Source organism: Micromonospora sp. NPDC049274 (assembly GCF_040678875.1).
In the GTDB taxonomy this organism is placed as follows: Bacteria; Actinomycetota; Actinomycetes; order Mycobacteriales; family Micromonosporaceae; genus Micromonospora.
In genome coordinates this window covers 32,690-54,989 of the sequence record NZ_JBFAQS010000011.1, presented here as the reverse complement: position 1 = coordinate 54,989, position 22,300 = coordinate 32,690, and the positions used below count along the sequence as shown (strand labels likewise).

Here is a 22,300-nt window from a genome sequence, read left to right as displayed (position 1 = left end):
CCCCACCCACCCGGCAGCCCGGAGGCATTCGTGGCACCCGTCACCGTCATCACCGGAGGCGGCCGCGGCATCGGCGCGGCCACCGCCCGCCGACTCGCCACCGCCGGGCACCACCTCGCCCTGTGCTACCGCCGCGACGACACCGCCGCCGCAGCGGTCCTGGCCGACCTGCACGCGGCCGGCACGCAGGCCATCGCGGTCCGCGCCAACACCACCGACCCCGACCAGGTCGCCGCCCTGTTCGACGCCGCCGCGCAGCTCGGCCCACTCACCGGACTTGTCAACAACGCCGGCGTCACCAGCCCCATCGGCCCATTCACCGACCTGCGCGTCGACGACCTGCGCCGCGTCGTCGACGTCAACCTCATCGGGTACGTCCTCTGCGCCCAGCAGGCCGCCCGCCGCCTCACCGACGGCGGCGCCATCGTCAACGTGTCCTCGGCCGCCGCGACCCTCGGCAGCCCGGGGGAGTACGTCCACTACGCCGCCGTCAAGGCCGCCACCGACACCCTCACCGTCGGCCTGGCCAAGGAACTCGCCCCGCGCGGCATCCGCGTCAACGCCGTCGCCCCCGGCCTCATCCGCACCGACATCCACGCCGACTCCGGCGTACCCGACCGCGCCGACAGCGCCGCCGGCCGCATCCCGCTGGGCCGCGCCGGCGAACCCGACGAGATCGCCGCCGCCATCGCCTGGCTGCTCAGCCCGGACGCCTCCTACGCCACCGGCACCGTCCTGCGCGTCTCCGGCGGCCTGTGAGCCGGGGCGCGCACGACGCCCCGGCTCACACCCTCAGTGCGTGAACAGCTTCGCCGCCGTGATCACCGTCTGCACGACCCCGTAGCCGAGCAGCACCGCCACCACCAGCCAGGAAATCCACAACCGGGCCTGCTGCCCCTGCCGACCGTCGTCACTCATCGCGTACCACTCCTCAGCGCCGCCTCGTCCTCGTCCACACCCTGCTGCGCCGCCGGCTCGTGGTAACGCTCGGGCACCGGCCGCACCAGCAGGTTCGCCACGAAACCCACCGCGAGAACGCCCACCATCGTGAACAGCGCCGGCCGGTACGCCGCCGCTGTCAACGTGCCCGGCTTGCCCTGCGCGTCGAGGAACCCGTTCACGATCAGCGGCCCGGCGATCCCCGCCGCCGACCACGCGGTCAGCAGCCGCCCGTGGATCGCACCCACCTGATACGTGCCGAACAGATCCCGTAGATACGCCGGCACCGTGGCGAACCCGCCGCCGTAGAACGACAGGATCACGCAGGCGAACAACACGAACAGCGCCGTCGCCGTCTGCCCGAACAGGGCCAGCAGCGCGTACAACACCATGCCCACACCCAGGTACACCAGGTAGATCGGCTTGCGGCCGATGACGTCCGACGTCGACGACCACACGAACCGGCCCGCCATGTTGAACAGCGACAGCAGACCCACGAACCCGCCGGCCGCCGCCACCGACACCGCCGACGTGCCGTTGTCCCGGAAGAAGTCCTGAATCATCGGACTGGCCTGCTCCAGGATGCCGATACCGGCCGTCACGTTGCAGAACAGCACCACCCACAGCAGCCAGAACGAACGGGTCTTCACCGCGTTGGCCGCCGACACGTTCGCCGTGGTGACAAGCGGCTTCGCCGCCACCGCCGCCGGATCGAAGCCCGCCGGACGCCAATCGTCGGCCGGCACCCGCACGTTCGCCACCCCGAACATCATGATCACGAAGTAGCCCAGGCCGAGCGTCACGAACAGCCACACCAACGCGCTGCCCGACGCCGTCGACCCCGCATTCGACGGGTCGTAGGCGGGGTCGTAGAACGACAGCAGCTGCCGCGACAGGGGAGAGGCCACCATCGCACCACCACCGAACCCCATGATCGCCAAACCGGTGGCCAGACCCGGCCGATCCGGGAACCACTTGATCAGCGTCGAGACGGGGGAGATGTACCCGATGCCCAGACCGATGCCGCCGAGCAGGCCATAGCCCAGATACAGCAGCCACAGCTGCTTCGTGGCGATGCCCAGCGACCCCACCAGGAAACCCGCCGCCCAGAAACAGGCCGACACGAACATGGCCTTACGCGGCCCGTTCGCCTCCACCCACGTCCCCGCCACCGCGGCGGACAACCCCAGCATCACGATCGCGATACTGAAGATCACCCCGATCGCCGTCTGACCGGTGTCGAAGTGCGCGATCAACGAGTTCTTGTAGACGCTTGTGGCGTACACCTGGCCGATGCAGAGATGGATGGCCAACGCCGCCGGGGGAATGAGCCACCGGCTGTAGCCGGGCGGCGCCACGGTGTGCCGACGATCGAGTGCGGAAAGCATGCGCTGCTTCCTCTCCGACGAGGACGTGAGACACCCTCCACATGCCCACACCGCGCCTTGGCGGCAAACCTCACCGTCGCCGGACGGTCCCTCCGGTGAGCTGAGCGGTCACTCAGCCCAGGTTCGGGGTGTGCCAGCCACCCGCCAACGCTTCGGCCTCCGCCGGACCCCAACTACCCCTGTCGTACGCCCGCACCGGCGTCGACAGATCCAGGATCGGCTCAACGATCCGCCACTCCTGCCGAATCGTCTCCGCCCGGGCGAAACGCAGATGCTGCCCGTCCATCGCATCGTCGAGCAACCGCTCGTACGCCTCCTGACGACGACCCAACGCCGCCCCGAAGTCCACCGACAGGTCAACCGGACGGCTCGCCACCTCCGCACCCGGGCTCTTCGCCTGAATCGACATCGTGATGCCGTCCCCACGACCCAACCGGAACCGCAGCAGATTCGCCGGCGCCGCCACCCCACCCGCGGCGGGGATCAACGAACGCGGCGGCTTCTTGAACTCGACCACCACCTCCGTCGCCGTCCCCGGCAACGACTTACCCGTCCGCAAATAGAACGGCACACCCGCCCACCGGGGAGAATCGACAGTCAACCGCGTCGCCACGAACGTCTCCGTGTTCGAATCCGGCGCGACACCCGGCTCGTCGCGGTAGCCCGCGTACTGCCCCCGCACCGTGAACTCCGGCGACAACGGCGCGATCTGCCGCAACACCGCCGCCTCCGCCTCCCGGAACGCGTCCGTGTCGTCACTCTCCGGCGCGTCCATCGCGATCAACGCGACCACCTGGAGAATGTGGTTCTGCAACACGTCACGAGTCGCGCCCACCGTGTCGTAGAACCCGGCCCGGCCCTGCGTGCCGAACCCCTCGGCGAGAGTGACCTGCACGTTGTCGATGTGCTCGCTGTTCCACAACGGCTCGAACAACCGATTCGCGAACCGGAACGCGTACAGACCCTCCACCGCCTCCTTGCCCAAGTAGTGATCGATCCGGAACACCCGCGTCGGATCGAAGGCCCCCCGCAACGTCCGATCCAACTCCGCAGACGACGCCAGGTCCCGCCCGAACGGCTTCTCCACGATCACCCGACCACGATCGGCCAGCCCGACCGCCGCCAACCCCTGCACCACCGAACCGAACACCATCGGCGGAATCGCCAGATAGAACACCGGCCGCTCGGCGTCGCCCAGACGCTCCGCCAGCCGCTGATACGTCACCGGGTCCGCGTAGTCTCCCGAGATCATCGACAGATTGCCCGCCAAGACGTCGAACGCCTCGTCATCCACCTCGTCACTCGCCTCGGCCACCGACTTACGGGCCGTCGCGACCAACTGCTGATCATCCCAGGGGGAGCGGGCCACCCCGATCACCGGAACATCGAGACGGCCACGTCGGGTCAACTCGTACAGCGCCGGAAAAAGCTTCTTCGAGACGAGATCACCTGTCACGCCGAACAGCACTACCGCGTCTGAGCGCACGGGCATGGCACTTCCATCCGATCATGTGGAAACCTGATCTTCCGAACGGACAACCGCACGCCCCACTGGAAGAATTCCCCGGCAACGACGCACGTGAGGTCGGCGACAGCGACGGCGCACACCCTGAAAAGGCTCACCGACCAGGCGTGACGCGGGCAACGCTCCAACCTGATCGAACAATCTCGATCATCCTAAAGCCCGCAAACCCCGACGCTCCACCCCGTCCCGCGTATCCGCCACACCAGAAGACGCGCAGCGACGCTCCGCGCACCAGGGGAGGACCCCGCAATGGACCTCGCAGTCGACCGAAGCACCGCAACAGGCCCCGACGTGGTGTGCCTACCGATGTTCGCCACGACCCGCGCCGCCACGGCTGCCGCCTTCCGCCCCGCCCTCGCCGACGCCAACCTGCGCGAGACATACCTGGACCTACCCGGCCACGGCGACACCCCCGCCACCTGCCCACCCACCTCCCAGGCCCTGCTGGACACCGTCTGCGCCTGGCTCGACCACCACACCGACGCACCCGTCCTCCTCGCCGGCGCGTCCTACGGCGCCTACCTCGCCGCCGGCATCGCCCGCCAACGACCCGACCTGGTCCGCGGCCTCCTGCTCGTCTGCCCCGGCGTCACCATCGCACCGGCCAGCCGCACCCTGCCCGACCACCGCCCACCCCCGGGACCCACCGGCTGGCTCGACGACGCCCCCACCCACCTGCGCACCCACCTCGACACCGCGCTCGGCCACCGCACCCCAACCGTCGTCGCCACCGTCCTCGCCGCCCTGCGCTCCGGCGGCCCCGGCGACGACACCTTCCAACAAACCCTGCGCACAAGCCCCGAATACGCGCTCCCCGACGAAACCACCGACACCCCGTACGACGGCCCCGTCAGCGTGCTCACCGGCCGACAGGACCACATCGTCGGCTACACCGACCAGTTCCACGCCATGCGCCGCTACCCCCACGGCACCTACACCGTCATCGACGAGGCCGGGCACTACCTGCCCTACGAACAACCGGCGCTGCTGCGCGCGCTCACCCAGAACTGGCTGCGCCGGGCGCGCTGACCCCACCCTCACCACGGCACACCCCGGCCCAGTCCGTACGCCACAATGGCGGGCATGGCTGACCTCGACGATATGAAGGCCGCGCTGCACTACTACCTGCGCAGGAACCGCGACGACCTCCTCTGGAAGCTCGACGGGCTCAGCGAACGCGAGGCCAGAACGCCCCGCACCGCCACCGGCAACAACCTGCTCGGAGTCGTCAAACACTGCCTCAACGTCGAAGCCGCCTACTTCGGGCTCACCTTCGGACGGCACTTCTCGGCGCCCGAGGAACTGGTCGCCCTGGAGGCGTTCGACGACGACCCGCAGGTCGACTGGTACGCCCGCGAGGACGAGACGAAGGACGGCCTGATCGACCTGTACCGCCGCGTCGCGGTGTTCGCGGACGAGACGATCGATCAGTTGCCGCTCGACGCGCCCGGGCAGGTGCCCTGGTGGCGGCCCGGCCACCAGGACGTGACGCTGCACCGGGTCATCGCGCACGTGACCTGCGACATCGCCCGGCACGCCGGTCACGCCGACATCATGCGCGAGCAGCACGACGGCGCGATCGGTTGGCAGCGGGGGAGCGCCAGCATCCCCGACGGGTACGACTGGCCGACGTACGTCAGCAAGCTGCGAAAGCTGGCCGACCACTTCGAATGACCACCTGCGGCCCCTCACCCAGGACTGGCTGCGCGGAACCCAGTGAATGCAGGGGAGAGGGCCAACGGATACGCGGTGACCGTTCCGAACACGTTCGAACACGCCGGTGACCAGCCCAGACCATCCCGTCCTGTTCGGAACAGGCACCGCCTCTTGTCGTACGACGCGGCACACCAACACAGTGGGAGGCACCCGACAGCGCACAGTACGTGCGACGCCGCACGACCACCGCGGCCGGGGATGTCCGTCCGGCACGATCGCCCGCCTGTCAGACCCTCGACGAGGACGCGGTGACGCAGCCGGCCCAGATCTGATCAGGGCAGGGGAGTCAATGGCAACAATCAATGGCATCACACGGCGTGCGATAACAGCCGGCCTGGTCGGCCTGCTGACGGTGGCCGGCCTGGCTGCCCCCGCGCTCGCCGCCGCCCCGCCGAGTTCACTGGCGGCGATCCCCAACAGGTTCATGACGTGGAACACCAACGGACAGGGGCTCGGCACCCCGGAGTCGCTCGTGGAACAGGTGCGTCGTTTCCGGCCGCAGGTGGTGGCGTTGCAGGAGTCCTGCCTGGACGAGGTGAGCGAGGCCGTACGACAACTCCGGCAGATTGGCCTGGAGTACAGCTACCGCAGCGGCCTGTCCGCACTGAACCCTGGCTGCGCGAGTCGTCTGGGCACCGCGATCCTCTACGCCAAGGGCACCGTTGTCAGAGCGCACAACCGCAAGGGCTACAGCGAGGACGAAGGCTGGCTCGAGGCGCGCGGCATCCAGTCGTTCAGCACGAAAATCGACGGGCAGTGGGTCCGGGTGTTCAACACCCATCTCAGCGCGCCCGGTTACGAAGATCTGCGCCGGCTGCAGGCGCGGGAGCTGTCGGTCGCCACACGGCCGTACCGTCGCGCGCTGGTTCTTGGTGATTTCAACACTCGGCCGTGGATCACGTCCGTCATGACCCCGATCTGGCGGGCCGGGTTCTCCGACGTCGACCCGTACTGTCGGTCGACCAGGGATGCCCGCTGCAACAGGACACTTCCCGAGACGCGCGACGCCAAGTTCGACTACATCCTTCACCGCGGGATCAATTCACGGCAGTGCCTGCTGTACACACCGACCCGGGATCACCGGATCGTCATCAGCGACGTCACGTTGGCCGAGGGCCCACGTCCGGTGTGCAGCGTGACCTGATCGCTGCCACCACGGCGCCGCGGGTCCGGCGTCGGCCAGCCGAGCATAGTTGCGGCCGGGCCGACGCCGGACCCGATTCGATAATGCACATTATGTAAAGTTAGGCGAGATCGGGGCCTCCCGTCGAGCGTGGACAGGCACCTCTCGATCAGGGCGGTCCGCTCCGGCACCGGTCCGGCCGGCACGTGGACCAGGCGGTACCCGTACGCCTCGTACACCTGCTCGTGCACTCGGGCGAAGGCCAGCGATTCGGCGTAGCCGATCTGGCGCGCGGCCGTGGGCCGGATGAAGCCCAGCGGGCCGATCACGAACACCGAGCGTTGGTAGGTCCGCTGCCGTGCGACGCGGTCCACCTCGGCGGCGAGCACCGGACCGACCGGCCTGCCCAGATACCGGGCCAACGCCAGCGTGCACAACGGCGACCGGTCATGGAGTTGCACGCACCCCCGCCCAGGAGCGTCTCGCCGGAAGCCAATCTTGGACAGTTTCCGTTCAGCGATGACGGAAACTGTCCAAGATCTCGTCCGCTCGGCGTGGGAGTCGATGCGCTGATCGGCGTCGAACTGCCTGCGGCGCTGCAGGGCGGCCACCGCGTCGACGAACCCGGGCTCGCGCCACGGCTCGGCGCACCCCTGCGCCTGGCGCGCCGCGATGATGTCGGTGGCGGCCTCCCGCACGGTGACGTGACCCTGGCGGCGCAGCGCCTCGATGAGCGTGGTCTTGCCGGCGCCTGGTGCTCCGGTCAGGACGTACCGCCGGAGTTCGGGCATCCTCTCCCCCCTTGCACCCCTTCCGGGCAACGCGAAAATGCTGCATAATATCCCTTATGCATGACAAAAAGGACGAATCGCTCGTGGTGCTGATCGAGGAGTTCCTGACCGCCCGGGCGACCCGCAAGCCCTCCCCGCACACCCTGGCGGCCTACCGGCGGGATCTGCACGCGGTGGCCGCGCTGGTGGCCGACGATGACGCCACTCCCCTCCCCCTCGACGCGCTGTCGATCACCGACCTCTCCCCCCGCGTGCTGCGGGCGGCCTTCGCCCGGTTCGCCGCGCCTCGGGCGCCCGCGTCGGTGCACCGCGCCTGGTCCACCTGGAACAGTTTCTTCACGTTCCTGGTGGCCGATCAGGTGGTGGCGGGCAATCCGATGCCGGCGGTCGGTCGGCCCCGGGCGCTGCTCCCCCAGCCGAAGCCGCTGCGCGGTGCGGACACCCCCGAGGTGCTGCTCGCGTCGGTTGCCCGTGACGACGGCCGGCAGCGTGATCCGTGGCCGGAGCGGGACGTGGCGGTGGTGGCGGTGGCGCTGTGCGCGGGGCTGCGTCTGTCGGAGTTGTTGGCGCTGCGGGTCGGTTCGCTGGCGGGTCGGCCGGGTGAGCGGCGCATCGAGGTGGCGGGCAAGGGCGGGCGTCCGCGGGTGGTGCCGATCGAGGCTGATCTGGACCGGGTGGTGGCGGACTACCTGGACAGTCGCCGTCGGCGTTTCGGGTCGCGGTCGGTGCGCCCCGACTCGGCGTTGCTGGTGGACCGGCAGGGCGAGCCGCTACGCCGTGGTGGTCTGCAGTATCTGGTGGAGTCGTGTTATCGGCGGGCGGGGATCGGTGACCGGGTGCCGCGTGGGGCGCGGTTGCACGCGTTGCGGCACACGTTCGCGACGCGGTTGGCCGAGGACGGGGCGAGCGCGGCGGAGATCATGCGGTTGTTGGGGCACGCGTCGTTGGCGTCGTCGCAGACGTACATCGAGGTGACGGCCGGGCAGCAGCGTGAGGCGGTGCGGGCCAATCGCACCAATCGGGTGTTGGCGTCGCTGGTGAACCAGGACTGAGCGCGCGGCGACACGGTGGGCGTGTCGGCGGGTCATGCCGGCGGGTGGTTGGACGAGACGATGAGGGTCAGGAGTCGTACGAGTTGTTGACGCTCGTCGGGGGTGAGTGCGGCGGTCAGTTCGGCGTTGGCCTGCTCGCCGAGCCTCTCGGTGCGGCGCAGCAGGAGGGTGCCGGTGGGTGTGATGGAGATGGCGTTCTTGCGCCGGTCGGCGGGGTCGGGGACTCGAGTGATCAGGTCGTGGGTGTCGAGGTCGTGGACTATGGGAACCATGTCTTTGGGGTCGACGCCGAGTGTTCTGCTGAGTTGGGCCTGCGAGACCGGTCCGAGTTCGGCCACAGTGGCCAGCACCGCGTGGTGCATCATGCGGATGCCCTCATGAGTGAGTGCCTCGGCGACGAGTCGGTGGCCGCGGGCGGCGGCTCGGCCCAGTAGCCAACTTGGCAGCACGCGGATGCGTGCCGGGGCGTACGGGGTGTCGGCCATGTCAGGACACTACTTAATCGTTGGGTCCACCCGACAGTAGCGCCTATCGTTGGGTACCCCCAACGATAGGAGGTGCCTGTGCGCAGTATTCGCTATCACCGCTACGGAGGACCGGAGGTCCTGCGGGTGGAGGAGGTTCCCCAGCCTCGTCCCGGCCCCGGAGAGCTGCTGATCCGCGTCGAAGCCATCGGTGTCACGCTCCCCGGCGTACGAAAGGTTCGCGGAGAAGGCGACCGCGGTCCGCTGCCGGCGACCCTGGGCGGGGAGGTGGCCGGTGTGGTGATCGCCGTGGGCCCGCAGGTCGGTGGCTTCGCGATCGGCGACCGGGTGACCGCTCTCGCCTTCGCGGACGCCTACGCCGACGTGGTCGTCGTGCCGACGTTCACCGCGAGCCGCATCCCCGAGCACGCGGACTGTGTGCAGGCCGCCGCGCTGGTCCGAAGCGGACACGTCGCGCTGGCGGTGCTGGCCAGCGCGGAGATCACCGCCGCCGAGTCGGTCCTGATCACCGGCGCCGCCAGCGGCGTGGGGCATCTCGCCGTCCAGTTGGCGAAGATCCAGGGAATCACGCGCGTCGTGGCGGCCGTCGGCACTGTGGAGAAGGCGGACTTCGTGCGTGGTCTCGGGGCCGACGAGGTCGTCGTCTACCACGATGAGCCCTGGGCCGACCCGGTCGATGTCGTCCTCGACGCCGTCGGTGGTGACCTCCTCCCGCGCGCGGTCGCCGCGTTGCGTCCGGGTGGGCGGCTCATCTTCTTCAACTCCGGTGGCGGTACGGTGCCGGCGTTCGACCTGCTCGCCGGGTCGAAGACCATCACCGGTCTCACGATGGCGCGGTTCGCCAGCACCCGGCGGGGCCTCTACGACCGCCACCACGAGCGGCTGTGGGAGCTGCACCGCACCGGGCAGCTTCGGGCCGCCATCCACGCCGAGATCTCCCTGTCGGATGCGGCGACCGCTCACCGGATCATCGAGGCGCGGGTCAATCACGGAAAGGTGATTCTGCGCCCCTGAGCGCGGCAGCGAGCGCCCGCGCCGCTCAGCGGGTCAGGGTTTCCAGCGCCGCGGCGAGGCGGTATCGGGTCAGCCGAGGTCGACGAGCAGGGGGCGGTGGTCGGAGATGGTGGACGGTGGGGCGGTGACGGCTCGTACGGGTGGGAGCTGGGCGAGGGCGTGCCGGTCGGCGAGGATGTGGTCGAGTTGGACGCGGGGCTGCCCGGAGGGGTAGGTGGGGCGTCGGCCCAGGGGTCGCCAGCGGGAGATGAGGCGGGCCGGGCCGGCGGGCAGGTTGAGGTCGCCGAGCAGGACGCGGGGGCCGGGTAGCGCGCGGAGGGCGCGCACGGTCTGGCGGAGTTGGCGGGCGTTCCAGCCGGGGACGAACGACAGGTGGGTCGCGGCGGCGGTGAGGGGGCCGTGTGGGGTGTCGAGGACGGCGGCGAGGACGACGCGGGGTTCGTCGTGCAGCAGGATGAGGCCGCCGCCGGGGCCGGGGACGTAGATCGGTGAGCGGACGGGTGCGGGTGTGAGGCGGGTGATGTGCCAGCTGCGGACGGGGTGGCGGCTTATGAGGCCGATGCCGTAGCAGGGTTCGCCGTGGCCGTCGTCGTCGTGGCGGAGGGGGCGGAACTGTTCGCCGGGGGTGCCGACGACGGCGGCTGCGAAGCGGTGGTGTGGCGCGTCGAGGGCGTGGGCGGCGATGGCGGTGAGGTCGTGGTTGCCGCTGCGGTGTTGGTCGCGGTCGACTTCCTGCAGGGCGAGGACGTCGGCGTCGAGGGCGGCTATGGCGGCGGCGAGTCGGTCGGGGTTGACGAGTCCGTCGGTGAGGGATCGGCCGTGCAGCAGGTTGAAGGTGGCCAGGCGCACTCCTGCACCCTACGTCCCCGTGGCAGGGTTGCCGGGTGGTGAAGGTGCTGCTGTGTTCGATGCTGGTGTTCGTGGCGGTGGGCGGGTTGGGGGTGTGGTTGCGGCGTTCGCGGGGTCGTTGAGGTGAGGCTGGCCACTTGAGGGCGGGTCGGCCGTGAATCGGTGGGGAGAATTGCCGCCCGTGGACGCCGTTTCGTTGAGTACGTTGCTGGTCGCCGCCGCTGCGGCGGGGTGGGTGGACGCCGTGGTCGGCGGTGGTGGGTTGCTGTTGTTGCCGGCGTTGTTGGTGGCCGCGCCGGGGTTGCCGGTGGCTACGGCGTTGGGGACGAACAAGTTGGCGGCGATCTTCGGTACGTCGACGGCGGCGGTGACGTATGCGCGGCGGACGACTGTCGACTGGCGGGTGGTGGGGCCGGCGGCGGGGTTGGCGGTGGTCAGCGCGGGGGTGGGTGCGGCGTTGGCCGGGGCGGTGCCGGCGTCGGCGTACCGGCCGGTGGTGTTGGTGGTGTTGGTGTCGGTGGCGGTGTTCGTGCTGCTGCGGCCGCGCCTGGGGGTGGTGGCGGTGCCGGGGCGGCGTACGCCGGTGCGGGTGGCGGTGGCGGTCGGCGTGGCTGGGGTGGGCATCGCGCTGTACGACGGGTTGATCGGCCCGGGTACGGGGACGTTCCTGGTGTTGGCGTTCACGGCGCTGGTGGGTGCGGATTTCGTGCGCGGGTCGGCGATGGCGAAGGTGGTCAACGCGGGGACGAACCTGGGTGCGTTGGTGGTGTTCGGGGTGACCGGGCACGTGTGGTGGTTGCTGGGCGCGGGGATGGCGGTGTGCAACATCGCGGGCGCGGTGTTGGGTGCGCGGATGGCGTTGCGTCGTGGTTCGGGGTTCGTGCGGGTGGTGCTGCTGGTGGTGGTGCTGGCGTTGGTCGCGAAGTTGGGTCACGACCAGTGGGTGGCCCGCTGACGGAGGCGGGCCCGGGCCGGCAGGTGACGTGGGGGTGACTAGCTTCGGCGGCTGGGTGAGTCGAAGCGGCCGGCGCGGATTTCGCGTAGGGCGCGGCGGCGGGTGTCGCCGCGCAGGGTGTCGACGTAGAGGGTGCCGCGCAGGTGGTCGGTTTCGTGTTGCAGGGCGCGGGCGAGGAATCCGGTGCCGGTGATGGTGAGGGGTTCGCCGTGCTGGTCGACGCCGTGGGCGGTGGCGTGCAGGGCCCGTACGGTCGGGAAGTACAGCCCGGGGATGGACAGGCAGCCTTCCTCGTCGTCCTGGGTTTCGTCGGAGAGTTCCAGGGTGGGGTTGATGAGGTGGCCGCGGTGGCCGTCGGCGTCGTAGACGAACACCTGGGCGCTGACGCCGATCTGGGGTGCGGCGACGCCGGCGCGGCCGGGTTCGCCGAGCAGGGTGTCCATCAGGTCGGTGACCAGGGCGCGCAGGTCGGCGTCGAAGGTGGTGACCTTGTCGCATTCGGTGCGCAGGACGGGGTCGCCGATGATCCGGATGGGCCGCATGGTCATGGGGGTCAGCGTATCGCCGTTGGCGGCGGGGTCAGTGTCCGGCCAGGGTGGTGCGGATGGGTGTGGTCTTCGCGGCGGCTTCGGCGACTTCGGCGTAGGGGTCGCTGTCCCAGGTGATGCCGCCGCCGGCCCAGGTGTGCAGGTGCTCGCCGTCGGCGGCGGCGGTGCGGATGGTGAGGCCGAGGTCGATGTGGCCGTGGGTGACCCAGCCGAGGGCGCCCATGCTGGCGCCGCGGCCGACGGGTTCTGCGGCGGCGATGTGGGTCAGGGCGGCGAGTTTCGGTGCGCCGGTGACGGAGCCGCCGGGGCAGGTGGCGCGCAGCAGGTCGGCGAGGCCGAGGCCGTCGGCGGGGGTGGCGCGGACGGTGGATTCGGCCTGCCAGAGGTCGCACCAGCGGCGGACGGTGAACAGGTCGTCGACGGTGACGGTGCCGGTGCGGGCGATGCGGGCGAGGTCGTTGCGTTCCAGGTCGACGATCATGATGTGTTCGGCGCGTTCTTTGGCGCTGCTGAGGAGTTCGGTGCGGCCGGTGGGGGTGGCGGGGCGGGTGCCCTTGATGGGTCGGGTGATGAGGTGTCCGTCGGTGAGCTCGATGAGGGTTTCCGGGGAGGCGCAGCCGATGGCCCAGGTGTCGCCGGTGAGGACGCCGCCGTAGCGGGCGCCGGGTAGCGCGCCGAGGCGGCGCAGGGCGGGTAGCGGGTCCCCGGTGTAGGGGGCGCTGGCGTGGCCGACGAGGTTGGCCTGGTAGATGTCGCCGCGGGCGATGGCGGCGTGGATGGCGTCGACGGCGGCGGCGTGCTGCTGCGGTGTCCAGCTCTCGGTCCACTCGCCGAGCCACCAGGGTGTGGGTGGGGGCGGTGGTGTGCTGTGGGTGGGGGCGTGGTCGTAGATGACGACGGCGAGGTCGGGCAGGGTCGGGGCGGGTTCGGGTGCCCCGGTGGGGGCGCCGGCGAGCAGCGCTCCGGCGGCGGCGGAGAGGTAGAGGGCGGCGCCGCAGGGCCCGGTGTCGTGGTGGCCGGTGGTGGGGCGGGTGAGGTCGCGCAGGTTCAGGCCGTGCGCGGCGAGGAAGTCCTCGGCGAGTGCGGCGGGGTCGCCGCCGTCGGTGCGGTGCCAGTGCAGGCGGGTGCGTTCGACGAGTGTGTCGCGGCAGGCGGGGGGTGCGGCGGGCACATTGACCAGCACCTGTGGGAGCGTTTCCACGACGTATGGTTCGACCTTCCTCATCCGTTCAGTGGATTTCCCGTGCGGCAGGCCGCCACCTGCTCGATGCTGGACACTTTCGCTTGGTACTGTGCGTCACTGGTCATGTGAACCATGACACAGTGCCCCCACAGTCCGGAGAACCCGATGTGCCAGCACCAACCGACCTGCCCCTCCGCTGAAGCCACCGACCGGGAAGCCGCGCGGGTCCTCGCCTGCTTCCGTGAGCAGGGCTGGAGCCTGCTCTGCAACGGTGTCATCGTCTTCGAGGACACCGGCGAGTTGCTCCCCGACGGCAGCAGCATCGCACCGCACCGCGGCCCCGCCCGCCACGCTCTCGTGGCCTGAACGACCACCCAGCGTTACCGCTTAGCCGCCGTCGACCCAGGCTAGTCCCCCGGTACGGGACGTCGCAGCCCAGGTCGCAGCGGCTGCCGGGGCGGCCATACCGCCCGCCCCGGCTCGCCGTTGTCAGTCCTCGAACGCCTCGGGCGACGGGCACGAGCAGACCAGGTTCCGGTCGCCGTACGCGCCGTCGATGCGCCGTACCGGCGGCCAGTACTTTCCGGCCCGGTCCACGCCGGTCGGGTACGCGCCCGCCGACCGCGGGTACGGGTGCGGCCACTCGTCGCCGCTGACCATCGCCGCGGTGTGCGGCGCGTTGGCCAGGGGGTTGTCCCCCGCCGGCCACTGCCCCGACGCGACCTGTTCGATCTCCGCCCGGATCGCGATCATGGCGTCGCAGAACCGGTCCAGCTCGGCCAGGTCCTCGCTCTCGGTCGGTTCCACCATCAGCGTCCCGGCGACGGGGAACGACATCGTGGGCGCGTGGAAGCCGTAGTCGATGAGCCGCTTCGCCACGTCGTCGACGCTCACCCCTGTCGTCTTCGTCAACGGCCGCAGGTCCAGGATGCACTCGTGCGCGACCAGGCCCTTGTTGCCGGTGTACAGCACCGGGTAGTGCCCGCGCAGCCGCGCCGCCACGTAGTTCGCGGCGAGGACTGCCACGCCGGTGGCCCGGGTCAGGCCCTCGGCGCCCATCATCCGCAGGTACGCCCACGGGATCGGCAGGATCCCCGCCGACCCGTACTTCGCCGCCGAGATCGCCGGCGTCGCGTCGGCGTGCGCGCCCAGCGGGTCACCGGGCAGGAACGGGGCGAGGTGCGCGCGCACCGCCACCGGGCCGACGCCGGGGCCGCCGCCGCCGTGCGGGATGCAGAACGTCTTGTGCAGGTTCAGGTGTGACACGTCCGCGCCGAACTTGCCGGGCTTGGCGTAGCCGACGAGGGCGTTGAGGTTCGCGCCGTCGACGTACACCTGCCCGCCGGCGTCGTGGACCTTCGCGCACAGCGACGCGATGCCCGTCTCGTACACGCCGTGCGTCGACGGGTACGTCACCATGATCCCGGCGAGCGCGTCGCGGTGCTTGTCGATCTTCGCGTCCAGGTCGACGAGGTCGACGTTGCCGTTGTCGTCGCAGGCCACCACGACGACCCGCATGCCTGCCATCACCGCCGACGCGGCGTTCGTGCCGTGCGCCGACGACGGGATGAGGCACACGTCGCGGTGCGTCTCACCCCGCGACGCGTGGTACGAGCGGATGGCCAGCAACCCGGCCAGCTCCCCCTGCGACCCGGCGTTGGGTTGCACGCTCACCGCGTCGTAGCCGGTCACCTCGGCCAGCCACGACTCCAGCTGCCCGATCATCTCCCGGTACCCGGCGGTCTGCGTGTCCGGCGCGAACGGGTGGATGTTCGCGAACTCCGCCCAGCTGACCGGCTCCATCTCGGTGGTGGCGTTGAGCTTCATCGTGCACGACCCGAGCGGGATCATGCCCCGGTCCAGGGCGTAGTCGAAGTCCGACAGCCGCCGCAGGTAGCGCAGCATCGCCGTCTCCGAGTGGTGGCTGCGGAACACCGGGTGGGTGAGGAAGTCACTGGTGCGGGCCAGGTCGACCGGCAGGGCCGCGTCCACGTCGGCGTCGAGGGCGGGCACACCGAACGCCTCCCACACCGCGCGCAGGTGCGCGTCGGTGGTGGTCTCGTCGCAGGACATTCCCACCTGGTCGGCGTCGACCAGCCGCAGGTTCACGCCACGTTCGGCGGCGGCCGCGACGACCTGCGCGGCCCGGCCCGGCACGCTGACGGTCACGGTGTCGAAGAACGCGACGTCCGCGACGTCCACGCCACCGGCGCGCAGGCCGGCCGCGAGCCGCGCCGCCATGGCGTGGGTACGCGTCGCGATCTCCCGCAGCCCGTCCGGGCCGTGGTAGACGGCGTACATGCCGGCCATCACGGCGAGGAGCACCTGCGCGGTGCAGATGTTGCTTGTCGCCTTCTCCCGGCGGATGTGCTGCTCGCGGGTCTGCAACGCCAGCCGGTACGCCGGGTTGCCGTCGGCGTCGCGCGACACCCCGACGAGGCGGCCGGGCAGCATCCGCTCCAGGCCCGAGCGGACCGCCAGGTAGCCGGCGTGCGGCCCACCGAAGCCCATGGGTACGCCGAAACGCTGCGTGGTGCCGGCGGCGATGTCCGCGCCGATCTCCCCCGGTGCGCGCAGCAGCGTCAACGCCAGCAGGTCCGCCGCGACGGTGACCAGGGCACCGACGGCGTGCGCCGCCTCGACCAGGCCCGCGTGGTCACGCACCGCCCCGGACGCCCCCGGGTACTGCAGGTGCAGGCCGAAGAACTCCGCCGGCAACTCGTCGCGCCGCACGTCGACGACCCGCACCTCGATACCGAGCGGCTCGGCCCGGCTGGCGATCACCGCGATGGTCTGCGGGAGGGCGTCGGCGTCGACGACGTACACCCGGCTCTTGCTCTTGGACGCGCGACGGGCGAGGGTCATGGCCTCCGCGGCGGCGGTGCCCTCGTCGAGCATCGACGCGTTCGCGGTGGCCAGGCCGGTCAGGTCCGTGACCATCGTCTGGAAGTTCAGCAACGCCTCCAGGCGGCCCTGGCTGATCTCCGGCTGGTACGGGGTGTACGCCGTGTACCAGGCCGGGTCCTCGAGGACGTTGCGGCGGATCACCGCCGGGGTGTGCGTGCCGTGGTAGCCCAGACCGATCATCGACACGGCGACGGTGTTACGCGCCGCGAGGGCCCGCAGCTCGGCGATCGCCTCGGCCTCGGTGGCCGGATCGGGCAGGTCGAGGGTGCCGTGCCAGCGGATCACCTCGGGGATCGCGGCGTCCATCAGCTCGTCGATCGAGTCGTGCCCGACGGCCTCCAGCATGCGGCGCTCGTCGTCCGCTGCGGGACCGATGTGACGGGTGGCGAACTGCTCTACGGACATCAGGGGCGCTCCCGGGCGAGGTCGACGGATCGGCCTCCCCCTCTGTCGCGCCCGCACAGCGCTCCACAGTGCCTGCCCACGAGGTCCTTTTGCCTGAGAGGTTCCGGGGAGGATTTGCCCCTTCGGCGCCGCCCCTGCTGCTGTCGGGCGGTCTCTCCCACGTGGGTGGTACCGGCATGGTCAACGCTACCAGCGCCGGTGTTTCCGGCAGATGTCCTACCCCTGTGACGTCACACGCCGGCCGGCGCGGCCAGCGGCGCGGCCCCACCGGCGACGCGGTCGGCAAGCACCGGCAGCACCGCCCCGAGCGGCGCGTCGACGCACACCGTGGCGTACCCGTCACCCCGGGTCGGCCCCTGGTTGACGATCGCCACCGCAATACCCCGTTTCGCCGCCCGGATCACGAACCGGCGCCCCGACATGACAGTCAACGACGACCCGAGCACCACCACCGCGCGTGCCTGCTCCACCAGCGCGAAACACCGCGCCACCCGCTGCGGCGGCACCGTCTCGCCGAAGAACACCACGTCCGGTTTCAGCATCCCCGTCCCGCAGATCCCGCAGTCCACCGGCCGGAACCCGGCCACCTGCTCGTCAGGGAGATCCACATCACCGTCGGGGTTGACCGCGGCGGCGCGGGCCGCGAAGTCCGGGTTGGCCTCGCGCAGCCGCCGGTCCACCTCCTCCCGGGAGGTCAGGTTGCCGCAGTCCAGGCACACCACCTCGTCGAGGCGGCCGTGCAACTCGACCACCGGGTCGCTGCCGGCGGCGCCGTGCAACCCGTCGACGTTCTGCGTGATCACCGCGTCGACCAGGCCGGCGCGTTGCAGCCGCGCCACCGCCCGGTGCCCGTCGTTCGGCGCCGCCCGCGCGATCAACCGCCACCCCAGGTGGCTGCGCGCCCAGTACCGCCGCCGCGCCACAGGATCACGGGTGAACGCCTGGAAGGTCATCGGCGTGTGCCGGCGGGCCACCCCGCTGGGCCCCCGATAATCCGGGATACCCGATTCGGTGGACAGGCCCGCTCCGCTGAGCACCACCACGCCACCACCGGCCACCAGCGAGGTCAACGCCTCCAGGCTGTTCGTCACCCCTCCATGCTGCCTCAGCGCACCCGCCGACGCCGAACACCCGCCGGCAGCGGCCACCCGTCGCCGTTCACACCGCGACGACGTCGGCGACGACACACGCGATGTTGTCCGGCGCGCCCGCGGCCCGCGCCGCGGCGACAAGGTCCCGGACCGCGTCCTGCGGATCGGCCGCCGCGCTCAGCGTCGCGGCCAGGGCGACCCGGTCGACGACAGCCCACAGTCCGTCGGAGCACAGCAGGTACCGGTCACCGGGCAGCGCCGTGCGCAACGCCAGGTCGGCCTCGACCTGCTGCCCGCCGCCGAGCGCGCGCACCAGCAGCGCCCGCTGCGGGTGCGCGCCCGCCTCGTCACGGTCGAGGCGGCCCTGGTCCACCTGGGCCTGCACCCAGGTGTGGTCCTGCGTGAGCAGGGACAGCTCACCGTCGCGCAGCAGGTACGCCCGGGTGTCACCGACGTGCACCAACGCCAGTTGGGTGCCGCTGCGCAGCAGCGCGGTCAGCGTCGTCGCCGGCCGGTGCTCGCCGGTCGCCAACCCCCGCACGATCTTGTCGGCGTCGGTCACCGCCCCCGCCAGCATCGTCACCAGTTCGACGGCCGGCACGGCGGTGAGCTCCAACGGCCGCAGAGCCTCGATGGCGGCGGCGCTGGCGGCAGCGCCACCCGGCCCCCGCATGCCGTCGGCGACGGCGAACAACCGCTCGCTGGCGTACGCGACGTCCTCGTTGCTGTCGCGCACGGCCCCCGTCTCACAGGCGGCGGCACAGCGGACGGCAACTGTGGGATTGGTCTGCGACATGGTGGTGCCCCCTTCGGACAGGTAATCCACGAGGATGGCGGCGAGCCGCGCCCGCGCCGACGTGTCGTCGGTGACCCGCCGCCAGTACGCGGCGACCGCCTCGGCCGCCGCCGCGGGCTCCAGGGCGCACACGACGCGGATCGTCGCCAGGGGCATGCCGATGCGACGCAGGTGGGCCACCAACCGGGCCAGCGGCACCTGCGCCGGGTCGTAGAGCCGGTAGCCGGACTCGGGATCGACCGCCGCCGGCAGCAGGAGCCCCACCTCGTCGTACAGGCGCAACGCCTTCGGCGTCAGCCTCGCCGCGTGCGCGAACGCCCCGATGGTCAACAGCTCCACGTCGGCATCCTCCTCGCGCCGGTCACCCCGACCGGCACGCACCAGGCTGGGGGTTGCCCCACGGTCAAGGTCAAGGCCGCCGCTGAAGGTAGGTTGGGCGTATGCGCGTCGTCATCGCCGGAGGCCACGGCAAGATCGCCCTGCTGCTGGAGCGGCACCTCGCCGACCGCGGCGACACCGCCGTCGGCCTGATCCGCAACCCCGACCAGGCCGACGCCCTGCGCGCCGCCGGCGCCACACCCGTCGTCTGCGACCTGGAACACGTCGACGTCGACGAGGTCGCTGCGCACCTGCGCGACGCCGACGCGGTGATCTTCGCTGCCGGGGCCGGCCCCGGCAGCGGCGCCGCCCGCAAGGACACCGTCGACCGGGCCGCCGCCGCGCTGCTCGCCGACGCCGCCACCCAGGCCGGCGTCGACCGCTACCTGCTGGTCTCCTCCATGGGAGTGGACAACCCACCGGCCGCCGGCACCGACGACGTGTGGGCCGCCTACCTGCGCGCCAAACGCGCCGCCGAGGACGACCTACGCGCCCGCGAGCTGACCTGGACGGTGCTGCGACCCGGCCGGCTCACCGACGACGAACCCACCGGGCAGGTCACCCTCACCCCACACGCCGGCCGCGGCGCCATCAGCCGCGCCGACGTCGCAGCGGTCCTCGCGGCCCTGCTCGACGAACCCCGCACCGCCGGCACGACACTCGAACTCGTGGGCGGACCGACACCCATCGCCGAGGCGGTCCGCGCCGCCGCCCTCTGAGCCGTACCGCCCTCCGAGGCGGCGGCCGGGTGGGGTCGCGCACCGCGCCGACCCCACCCGAGGCCCGTCACCGCTGGTGATGACGCGGCAACGCCGCCTGACCCGCCGCGCCCCCCACGAAGGACGCCCCCGGCGTCTCCGCCGCGATCCGGTCCATCGTGCGCGCCAACTGCTCACTGCCGTCGTCGAGATGCCGCGCCGCCGCCTGCATGTGCGACACCATCATCTCCCCGAAGATCCGCAACGCCTCCCGGGTCGCCACCGTGTCGTCGAAGCTCGACCCGGCCGAACTGCGGTACTCCGCCACCGCCCGCTCAGCCTCCTGCTTCGCCTCCTCCGCCGCCGCCCGCATGTAACTCTCGTACTGCACCCGGGCGTACTCGGCGACCCGCCGCGCGTAGTCGTGCGCCTGCGCGATGATCTGCTCGGCCTCCCGCTGCGCCGCCGACAGCAGATTGACCTCCTTGGCCGCCGGCACCTTCGCCGCCGCCGGAGTACTCGGGATCACCCCGTGCCGGTGCAACTCCACCCGGTCGGTGAGCCGCTCGTTCTCCGCCCGCAGGTTCGCGATCTGCGTCGCCAACAGATCCAACTCGTCGGCGACCTGCACCCGGAACCGGTCCACATCCGCGTTGTCGTAACCACGCCGCGCGAACGGCGCAGTCCCGAACTCCCACCGCCGAACCCGGTCGGAGGTCATCCGCACCTGCACACCGCCGGACACCTGCATCCCGTCGTACCGGCTGATCGGGGTCGCGCTCACCGCTCACGCCTCTCGTTCGCCACAGCGGGGCCCGCGAGCCCCTCACTCGACTGCTGAACCGCCGTACGCCACGCCGGGCCGTACCACTGCGTGCCCAGACCCTCGTGGTGCACCTGACCCTCGTGGTAGCCCGCACGGGCCAACGTCTGCACCGTGTGCGACACCATCTCGTCCGACCCGCACACGTACACGTGCCGCGAACGCCAGTCACCATCGGCCAACGCCCGGTCCACCGCCTGCACGAACTCACCCGGCCGATGCACATCCGCGCCCACGACGTACGTCACCGTCAACCACGGAAACGACGACGCCAACTTGTCGATCGCGTCGCTGTCGTAGAACTCGCTGGGCGACCGCGCACCCACATACAGGTCCACCCGGCGACGGGAACCCTCCGCGGCGACCTGCTCCACCAACGCCTTCACCGGCGCCCAGCCGGTGCCCGACGCCAGCAGCAACAGATCACTGGAACCCGCCGACCACAACCCCAGGCGCTCCCCCACCGGCGCGGCCAGATGCACACGGTCCCCCACCGCCGACCCGTACACCAGCCGCGACGACACCGCGCCCCCCGGAGCGGCCCGCACATGCAACTCCAGCGTGCCGTCCGCACGTGGCGCGTTCGCCGGCGAGTAGTACCGCCACGACCGCACCGACGGATGCGACACCCCGATCGACTGACCCGGCGTGAACGGCAACAGGTACTGCGGGCGCACCGTCAACACCGCCACGTCGAACGCCCGCCGCTCATGGGCCACGATCTCCGCCACCCACCACGGCGGATTCACCGCCTCCGCGGCCTGCGCCGACTCCATCATCACCTGCGCGATCAGCCCATACGCCGCCGCCCAGTCCTGAGCCAGCTCATCGGTCCACTGCTCGGCGAGGAAATGTTGCAACGTCGCCAACAGCGCCTCACCGACCGCCGGGTAGTGCTCCGCGCGGACCGCGAACTTCCGGTGATCCGCACCCAGGTCCTGCAGGAAACCCACCAGCCGATCCACCTGGTCCACATGGGACACGATGTGCCCCAACGCGGTGACCAGGCGGTCTCGCTGCCCCGCCATGTTCGTGGGGAACATCTGCCGCGTCTCGGGATGCGCCAGAAACAACGTCGAATAGAAGTAGAGCGGCACCTCGTCGCCGTGCCCGGCGACGAGGGACCAACTCTGCTTGAGTCGGGCCTCGTCCACGCTCAGACGCCCGGACGCTCTCCGGCGGCCACCACCTGGTCCTGCACCTGCGCCAGCACCGCCCGCACGTCATCCTGCACATCGGCCGGAACGCCCAACTCGGACAGCGTCGCGATCAGGTACTCACCCACCTTGGCGTAGTGCGCCACCGGAATGCCCAACGGCTGGTGCGCCTCGGCCAACCCGCGACCCGTGTACTCGTTCGGGCCGCCCAACACCACCGTCAACATCAACGCCAGGTGCCGACGCTGACCCGCCATGTCCACAGTGGCGAAATAACCCGCCAACTCCGCATCGGCGAGCACCTTGTCGTAGAACAGCTCCACGGCCGCCTTCACCGAACTGGCACCGCCGATGCGGTCGTAATTCGAGGCGGGAGCGGTCTCTTCCGTAACCGTCACGGTCGTTCCTTCCGGGGTGACAGGTCGCGCGCGCGGTGACGCGCAGGGGCAACGGCCACCGACGTCACACCGTCAAGCC

23 protein-coding genes and 1 riboswitch are annotated in these 22,300 nt (G+C 71.0%); of the genes, 9 read left to right on the top strand and 14 right to left on the bottom strand.

The window, feature by feature from the left end:
• The first annotated feature begins 30 nt into the window (after window positions 1–30).
• A complete protein-coding gene (locus AB0K10_RS21130; protein ID WP_363685855.1) occupies window positions 31–759 on the top strand; it encodes an SDR family oxidoreductase in 729 nt (242 codons plus the stop codon).
• 33 nt (window positions 760–792) lie between these two features.
• On the opposite strand, the gene AB0K10_RS21125 is transcribed toward AB0K10_RS21130, so the two are convergent.
• From AB0K10_RS21125 to zwf, 3 genes are all read right to left on the bottom strand, one after another.
• Window positions 793–918, bottom strand: coding sequence for a hypothetical protein (locus tag AB0K10_RS21125; RefSeq protein WP_363685853.1), 126 nt, complete (start codon window positions 916–918; stop codon window positions 793–795).
• The gene (locus AB0K10_RS21120; RefSeq protein WP_363685851.1) at window positions 915–2,327 is read right to left on the bottom strand and encodes an OFA family MFS transporter; all 1,413 of its coding nucleotides are present in this window, start codon (window positions 2,325–2,327) and stop codon (window positions 915–917) included. The genes AB0K10_RS21125 and AB0K10_RS21120 overlap by 4 nt, the downstream gene beginning before the upstream one ends.
• A gap of 112 nt (window positions 2,328–2,439) precedes the next feature.
• Window positions 2,440–3,819 carry a glucose-6-phosphate dehydrogenase gene (zwf, locus tag AB0K10_RS21115; RefSeq protein ID WP_363685849.1) on the bottom strand — a complete coding sequence of 460 codons (1,380 nt, stop codon included), beginning with the start codon at window positions 3,817–3,819 and terminating at the stop codon, window positions 2,440–2,442.
• Window positions 3,820–4,158: 339 nt separating this feature from the next.
• Here zwf and AB0K10_RS21110 point away from each other — a divergent pair, with 339 nt between their 5' ends.
• The 3 genes from AB0K10_RS21110 (at window position 4,159) to AB0K10_RS21100 (ending at window position 6,712) form a co-directional block, all read left to right on the top strand.
• Window positions 4,159–4,881, top strand: coding sequence for an alpha/beta hydrolase (locus AB0K10_RS21110; RefSeq protein ID WP_363685847.1), 723 nt, complete (start codon window positions 4,159–4,161; stop codon window positions 4,879–4,881).
• Between the two features lie 54 nt (window positions 4,882–4,935).
• Window positions 4,936–5,526 carry a DinB family protein gene (locus tag AB0K10_RS21105; protein WP_363685845.1) on the top strand — a complete coding sequence of 197 codons (591 nt, stop codon included), beginning with the start codon at window positions 4,936–4,938 and terminating at the stop codon, window positions 5,524–5,526.
• Window positions 5,527–5,920: 394 nt separating this feature from the next.
• A complete protein-coding gene (locus tag AB0K10_RS21100) occupies window positions 5,921–6,712 on the top strand; it encodes an endonuclease/exonuclease/phosphatase family protein (protein WP_363685843.1) in 792 nt (263 codons plus the stop codon).
• Here AB0K10_RS21100 and AB0K10_RS21095 read toward each other — a convergent pair.
• On the bottom strand, window positions 6,646–7,482 hold the full coding sequence (locus tag AB0K10_RS21095) for an AAA family ATPase (RefSeq protein ID WP_363685841.1): 837 nt from the start codon (window positions 7,480–7,482) through the stop codon (window positions 6,646–6,648). The two genes, AB0K10_RS21100 and AB0K10_RS21095, sit on opposite strands and share 67 nt — an antisense overlap.
• A gap of 56 nt (window positions 7,483–7,538) precedes the next feature.
• Here AB0K10_RS21095 and AB0K10_RS21090 point away from each other — a divergent pair, with 56 nt between their 5' ends.
• Window positions 7,539–8,534 (top strand): tyrosine-type recombinase/integrase, encoded by a 996-nt coding sequence (locus tag AB0K10_RS21090; RefSeq protein ID WP_363685839.1) that lies wholly within the window; start codon window positions 7,539–7,541, stop codon window positions 8,532–8,534.
• A gap of 32 nt (window positions 8,535–8,566) precedes the next feature.
• On the opposite strand, the gene AB0K10_RS21085 is transcribed toward AB0K10_RS21090, so the two are convergent.
• Complete coding sequence (locus AB0K10_RS21085; protein WP_363685837.1) at window positions 8,567–9,019, bottom strand: MarR family winged helix-turn-helix transcriptional regulator; 453 nt, start codon at window positions 9,017–9,019, stop codon at window positions 8,567–8,569.
• Between the two features lie 78 nt (window positions 9,020–9,097).
• Here AB0K10_RS21085 and AB0K10_RS21080 point away from each other — a divergent pair, with 78 nt between their 5' ends.
• Window positions 9,098–10,033, top strand: a complete 936-nt coding sequence (locus tag AB0K10_RS21080; RefSeq protein WP_363685835.1) for a zinc-binding dehydrogenase — start codon at window positions 9,098–9,100, stop codon at window positions 10,031–10,033.
• Window positions 10,034–10,102: 69 nt separating this feature from the next.
• Here AB0K10_RS21080 and AB0K10_RS21075 read toward each other — a convergent pair whose 3' ends face one another.
• Complete coding sequence (locus tag AB0K10_RS21075) at window positions 10,103–10,882, bottom strand: endonuclease/exonuclease/phosphatase family protein (protein WP_363685833.1); 780 nt, start codon at window positions 10,880–10,882, stop codon at window positions 10,103–10,105.
• A 181-nt stretch (window positions 10,883–11,063) separates the two neighbouring features.
• On the opposite strand from AB0K10_RS21075, the gene AB0K10_RS21070 reads away from it, so the two are divergent.
• Complete coding sequence (locus tag AB0K10_RS21070) at window positions 11,064–11,837, top strand: TSUP family transporter (RefSeq protein ID WP_363685831.1); 774 nt, start codon at window positions 11,064–11,066, stop codon at window positions 11,835–11,837.
• A 38-nt stretch (window positions 11,838–11,875) separates the two neighbouring features.
• Here the strand turns inward: AB0K10_RS21070 and def are convergent, their stop codons facing one another.
• Window positions 11,876–12,385 carry a peptide deformylase gene (gene def / locus AB0K10_RS21065; RefSeq protein WP_363685829.1) on the bottom strand — a complete coding sequence of 170 codons (510 nt, stop codon included), beginning with the start codon at window positions 12,383–12,385 and terminating at the stop codon, window positions 11,876–11,878.
• A 31-nt stretch (window positions 12,386–12,416) separates the two neighbouring features.
• Complete coding sequence (locus AB0K10_RS21060; RefSeq protein WP_363686172.1) at window positions 12,417–13,637, bottom strand: chorismate-binding protein; 1,221 nt, start codon at window positions 13,635–13,637, stop codon at window positions 12,417–12,419.
• A 96-nt stretch (window positions 13,638–13,733) separates the two neighbouring features.
• Here AB0K10_RS21060 and AB0K10_RS21055 point away from each other — a divergent pair, with 96 nt between their 5' ends.
• On the top strand, window positions 13,734–13,934 hold the full coding sequence (locus AB0K10_RS21055) for a DUF5999 family protein (RefSeq protein WP_007460326.1): 201 nt from the start codon (window positions 13,734–13,736) through the stop codon (window positions 13,932–13,934).
• A gap of 123 nt (window positions 13,935–14,057) precedes the next feature.
• Here AB0K10_RS21055 and gcvP read toward each other — a convergent pair whose 3' ends face one another.
• The 3 genes from gcvP to AB0K10_RS21040 all read right to left on the bottom strand — a co-directional run bounded on the left by gcvP (window position 14,058) and on the right by AB0K10_RS21040 (window position 19,106).
• Window positions 14,058–16,880 carry an aminomethyl-transferring glycine dehydrogenase gene (gene gcvP, locus AB0K10_RS21050; protein ID WP_363685827.1) on the bottom strand — a complete coding sequence of 941 codons (2,823 nt, stop codon included), beginning with the start codon at window positions 16,878–16,880 and terminating at the stop codon, window positions 14,058–14,060.
• A 71-nt stretch (window positions 16,881–16,951) separates the two neighbouring features.
• Window positions 16,952–17,050, bottom strand: a riboswitch (glycine riboswitch).
• A gap of 60 nt (window positions 17,051–17,110) precedes the next feature.
• The gene (locus AB0K10_RS21045) at window positions 17,111–17,971 is read right to left on the bottom strand and encodes an NAD-dependent protein deacetylase (protein ID WP_363685825.1); all 861 of its coding nucleotides are present in this window, start codon (window positions 17,969–17,971) and stop codon (window positions 17,111–17,113) included.
• A 67-nt stretch (window positions 17,972–18,038) separates the two neighbouring features.
• Window positions 18,039–19,106, bottom strand: coding sequence for a MerR family transcriptional regulator (locus AB0K10_RS21040; protein ID WP_363685823.1), 1,068 nt, complete (start codon window positions 19,104–19,106; stop codon window positions 18,039–18,041).
• Window positions 19,107–19,207: 101 nt separating this feature from the next.
• On the opposite strand from AB0K10_RS21040, the gene AB0K10_RS21035 reads away from it, so the two are divergent.
• Entirely contained in the window at window positions 19,208–19,864 is a 657-nt protein-coding gene (locus tag AB0K10_RS21035; RefSeq protein WP_363685821.1) for an NAD(P)H-binding protein, read from the top strand.
• 67 nt (window positions 19,865–19,931) lie between these two features.
• Here the strand turns inward: AB0K10_RS21035 and AB0K10_RS21030 are convergent, their stop codons facing one another.
• From AB0K10_RS21030 to AB0K10_RS21020, 3 genes are read right to left on the bottom strand one after another with little or no spacing between them, the layout of a single operon-like run.
• On the bottom strand, window positions 19,932–20,627 hold the full coding sequence (locus AB0K10_RS21030) for a DivIVA domain-containing protein (RefSeq protein ID WP_363685819.1): 696 nt from the start codon (window positions 20,625–20,627) through the stop codon (window positions 19,932–19,934).
• On the bottom strand, window positions 20,624–21,820 hold the full coding sequence (locus AB0K10_RS21025; RefSeq protein WP_363685817.1) for a globin domain-containing protein: 1,197 nt from the start codon (window positions 21,818–21,820) through the stop codon (window positions 20,624–20,626). Before AB0K10_RS21025 ends, AB0K10_RS21030 begins: the two co-directional genes overlap by 4 nt.
• A gap of 2 nt (window positions 21,821–21,822) precedes the next feature.
• Window positions 21,823–22,221: a group 1 truncated hemoglobin gene (locus AB0K10_RS21020; RefSeq protein WP_363685815.1), complete on the bottom strand. Its 399-nt coding sequence runs from the start codon at window positions 22,219–22,221 to the stop codon at window positions 21,823–21,825.
• Between the last annotated feature and the right edge of the window lie 79 nt (window positions 22,222–22,300).

Bases quoted from the DNA above. Each gene is read 5' to 3' on its own strand.
- AB0K10_RS21120 (WP_363685851.1), bottom strand. From the start codon at position 2,327: ATGCTTTCCGCACTCGATCGTCGGCACACCGTGGCGCCGCCCGGCTAC.
- AB0K10_RS21090 (WP_363685839.1), top strand. From the start codon at position 7,539: ATGCATGACAAAAAGGACGAATCGCTCGTGGTGCTGATCGAGGAGTTC.
- AB0K10_RS21110 (WP_363685847.1), top strand. From the start codon at position 4,159: ATGTTCGCCACGACCCGCGCCGCCACGGCTGCCGCCTTCCGCCCCGCC.
- AB0K10_RS21095 (WP_363685841.1), bottom strand. From the start codon at position 7,482: ATGCCCGAACTCCGGCGGTACGTCCTGACCGGAGCACCAGGCGCCGGC.
- AB0K10_RS21055 (WP_007460326.1), top strand. From the start codon at position 13,734: ATGTGCCAGCACCAACCGACCTGCCCCTCCGCTGAAGCCACCGACCGG.
- AB0K10_RS21105 (WP_363685845.1), top strand. From the start codon at position 4,936: ATGGCTGACCTCGACGATATGAAGGCCGCGCTGCACTACTACCTGCGC.
- AB0K10_RS21085 (WP_363685837.1), bottom strand. From the start codon at position 9,019: ATGGCCGACACCCCGTACGCCCCGGCACGCATCCGCGTGCTGCCAAGT.
- AB0K10_RS21125 (WP_363685853.1), bottom strand. From the start codon at position 918: ATGAGTGACGACGGTCGGCAGGGGCAGCAGGCCCGGTTGTGGATTTCC.
- zwf (WP_363685849.1), bottom strand. From the start codon at position 3,819: ATGCCCGTGCGCTCAGACGCGGTAGTGCTGTTCGGCGTGACAGGTGAT.
- gcvP (WP_363685827.1), bottom strand. From the start codon at position 16,880: ATGTCCGTAGAGCAGTTCGCCACCCGTCACATCGGTCCCGCAGCGGAC.
- def (WP_363685829.1), bottom strand. From the start codon at position 12,385: ATGACCATGCGGCCCATCCGGATCATCGGCGACCCCGTCCTGCGCACC.
- AB0K10_RS21035 (WP_363685821.1), top strand. From the start codon at position 19,208: ATGCGCGTCGTCATCGCCGGAGGCCACGGCAAGATCGCCCTGCTGCTG.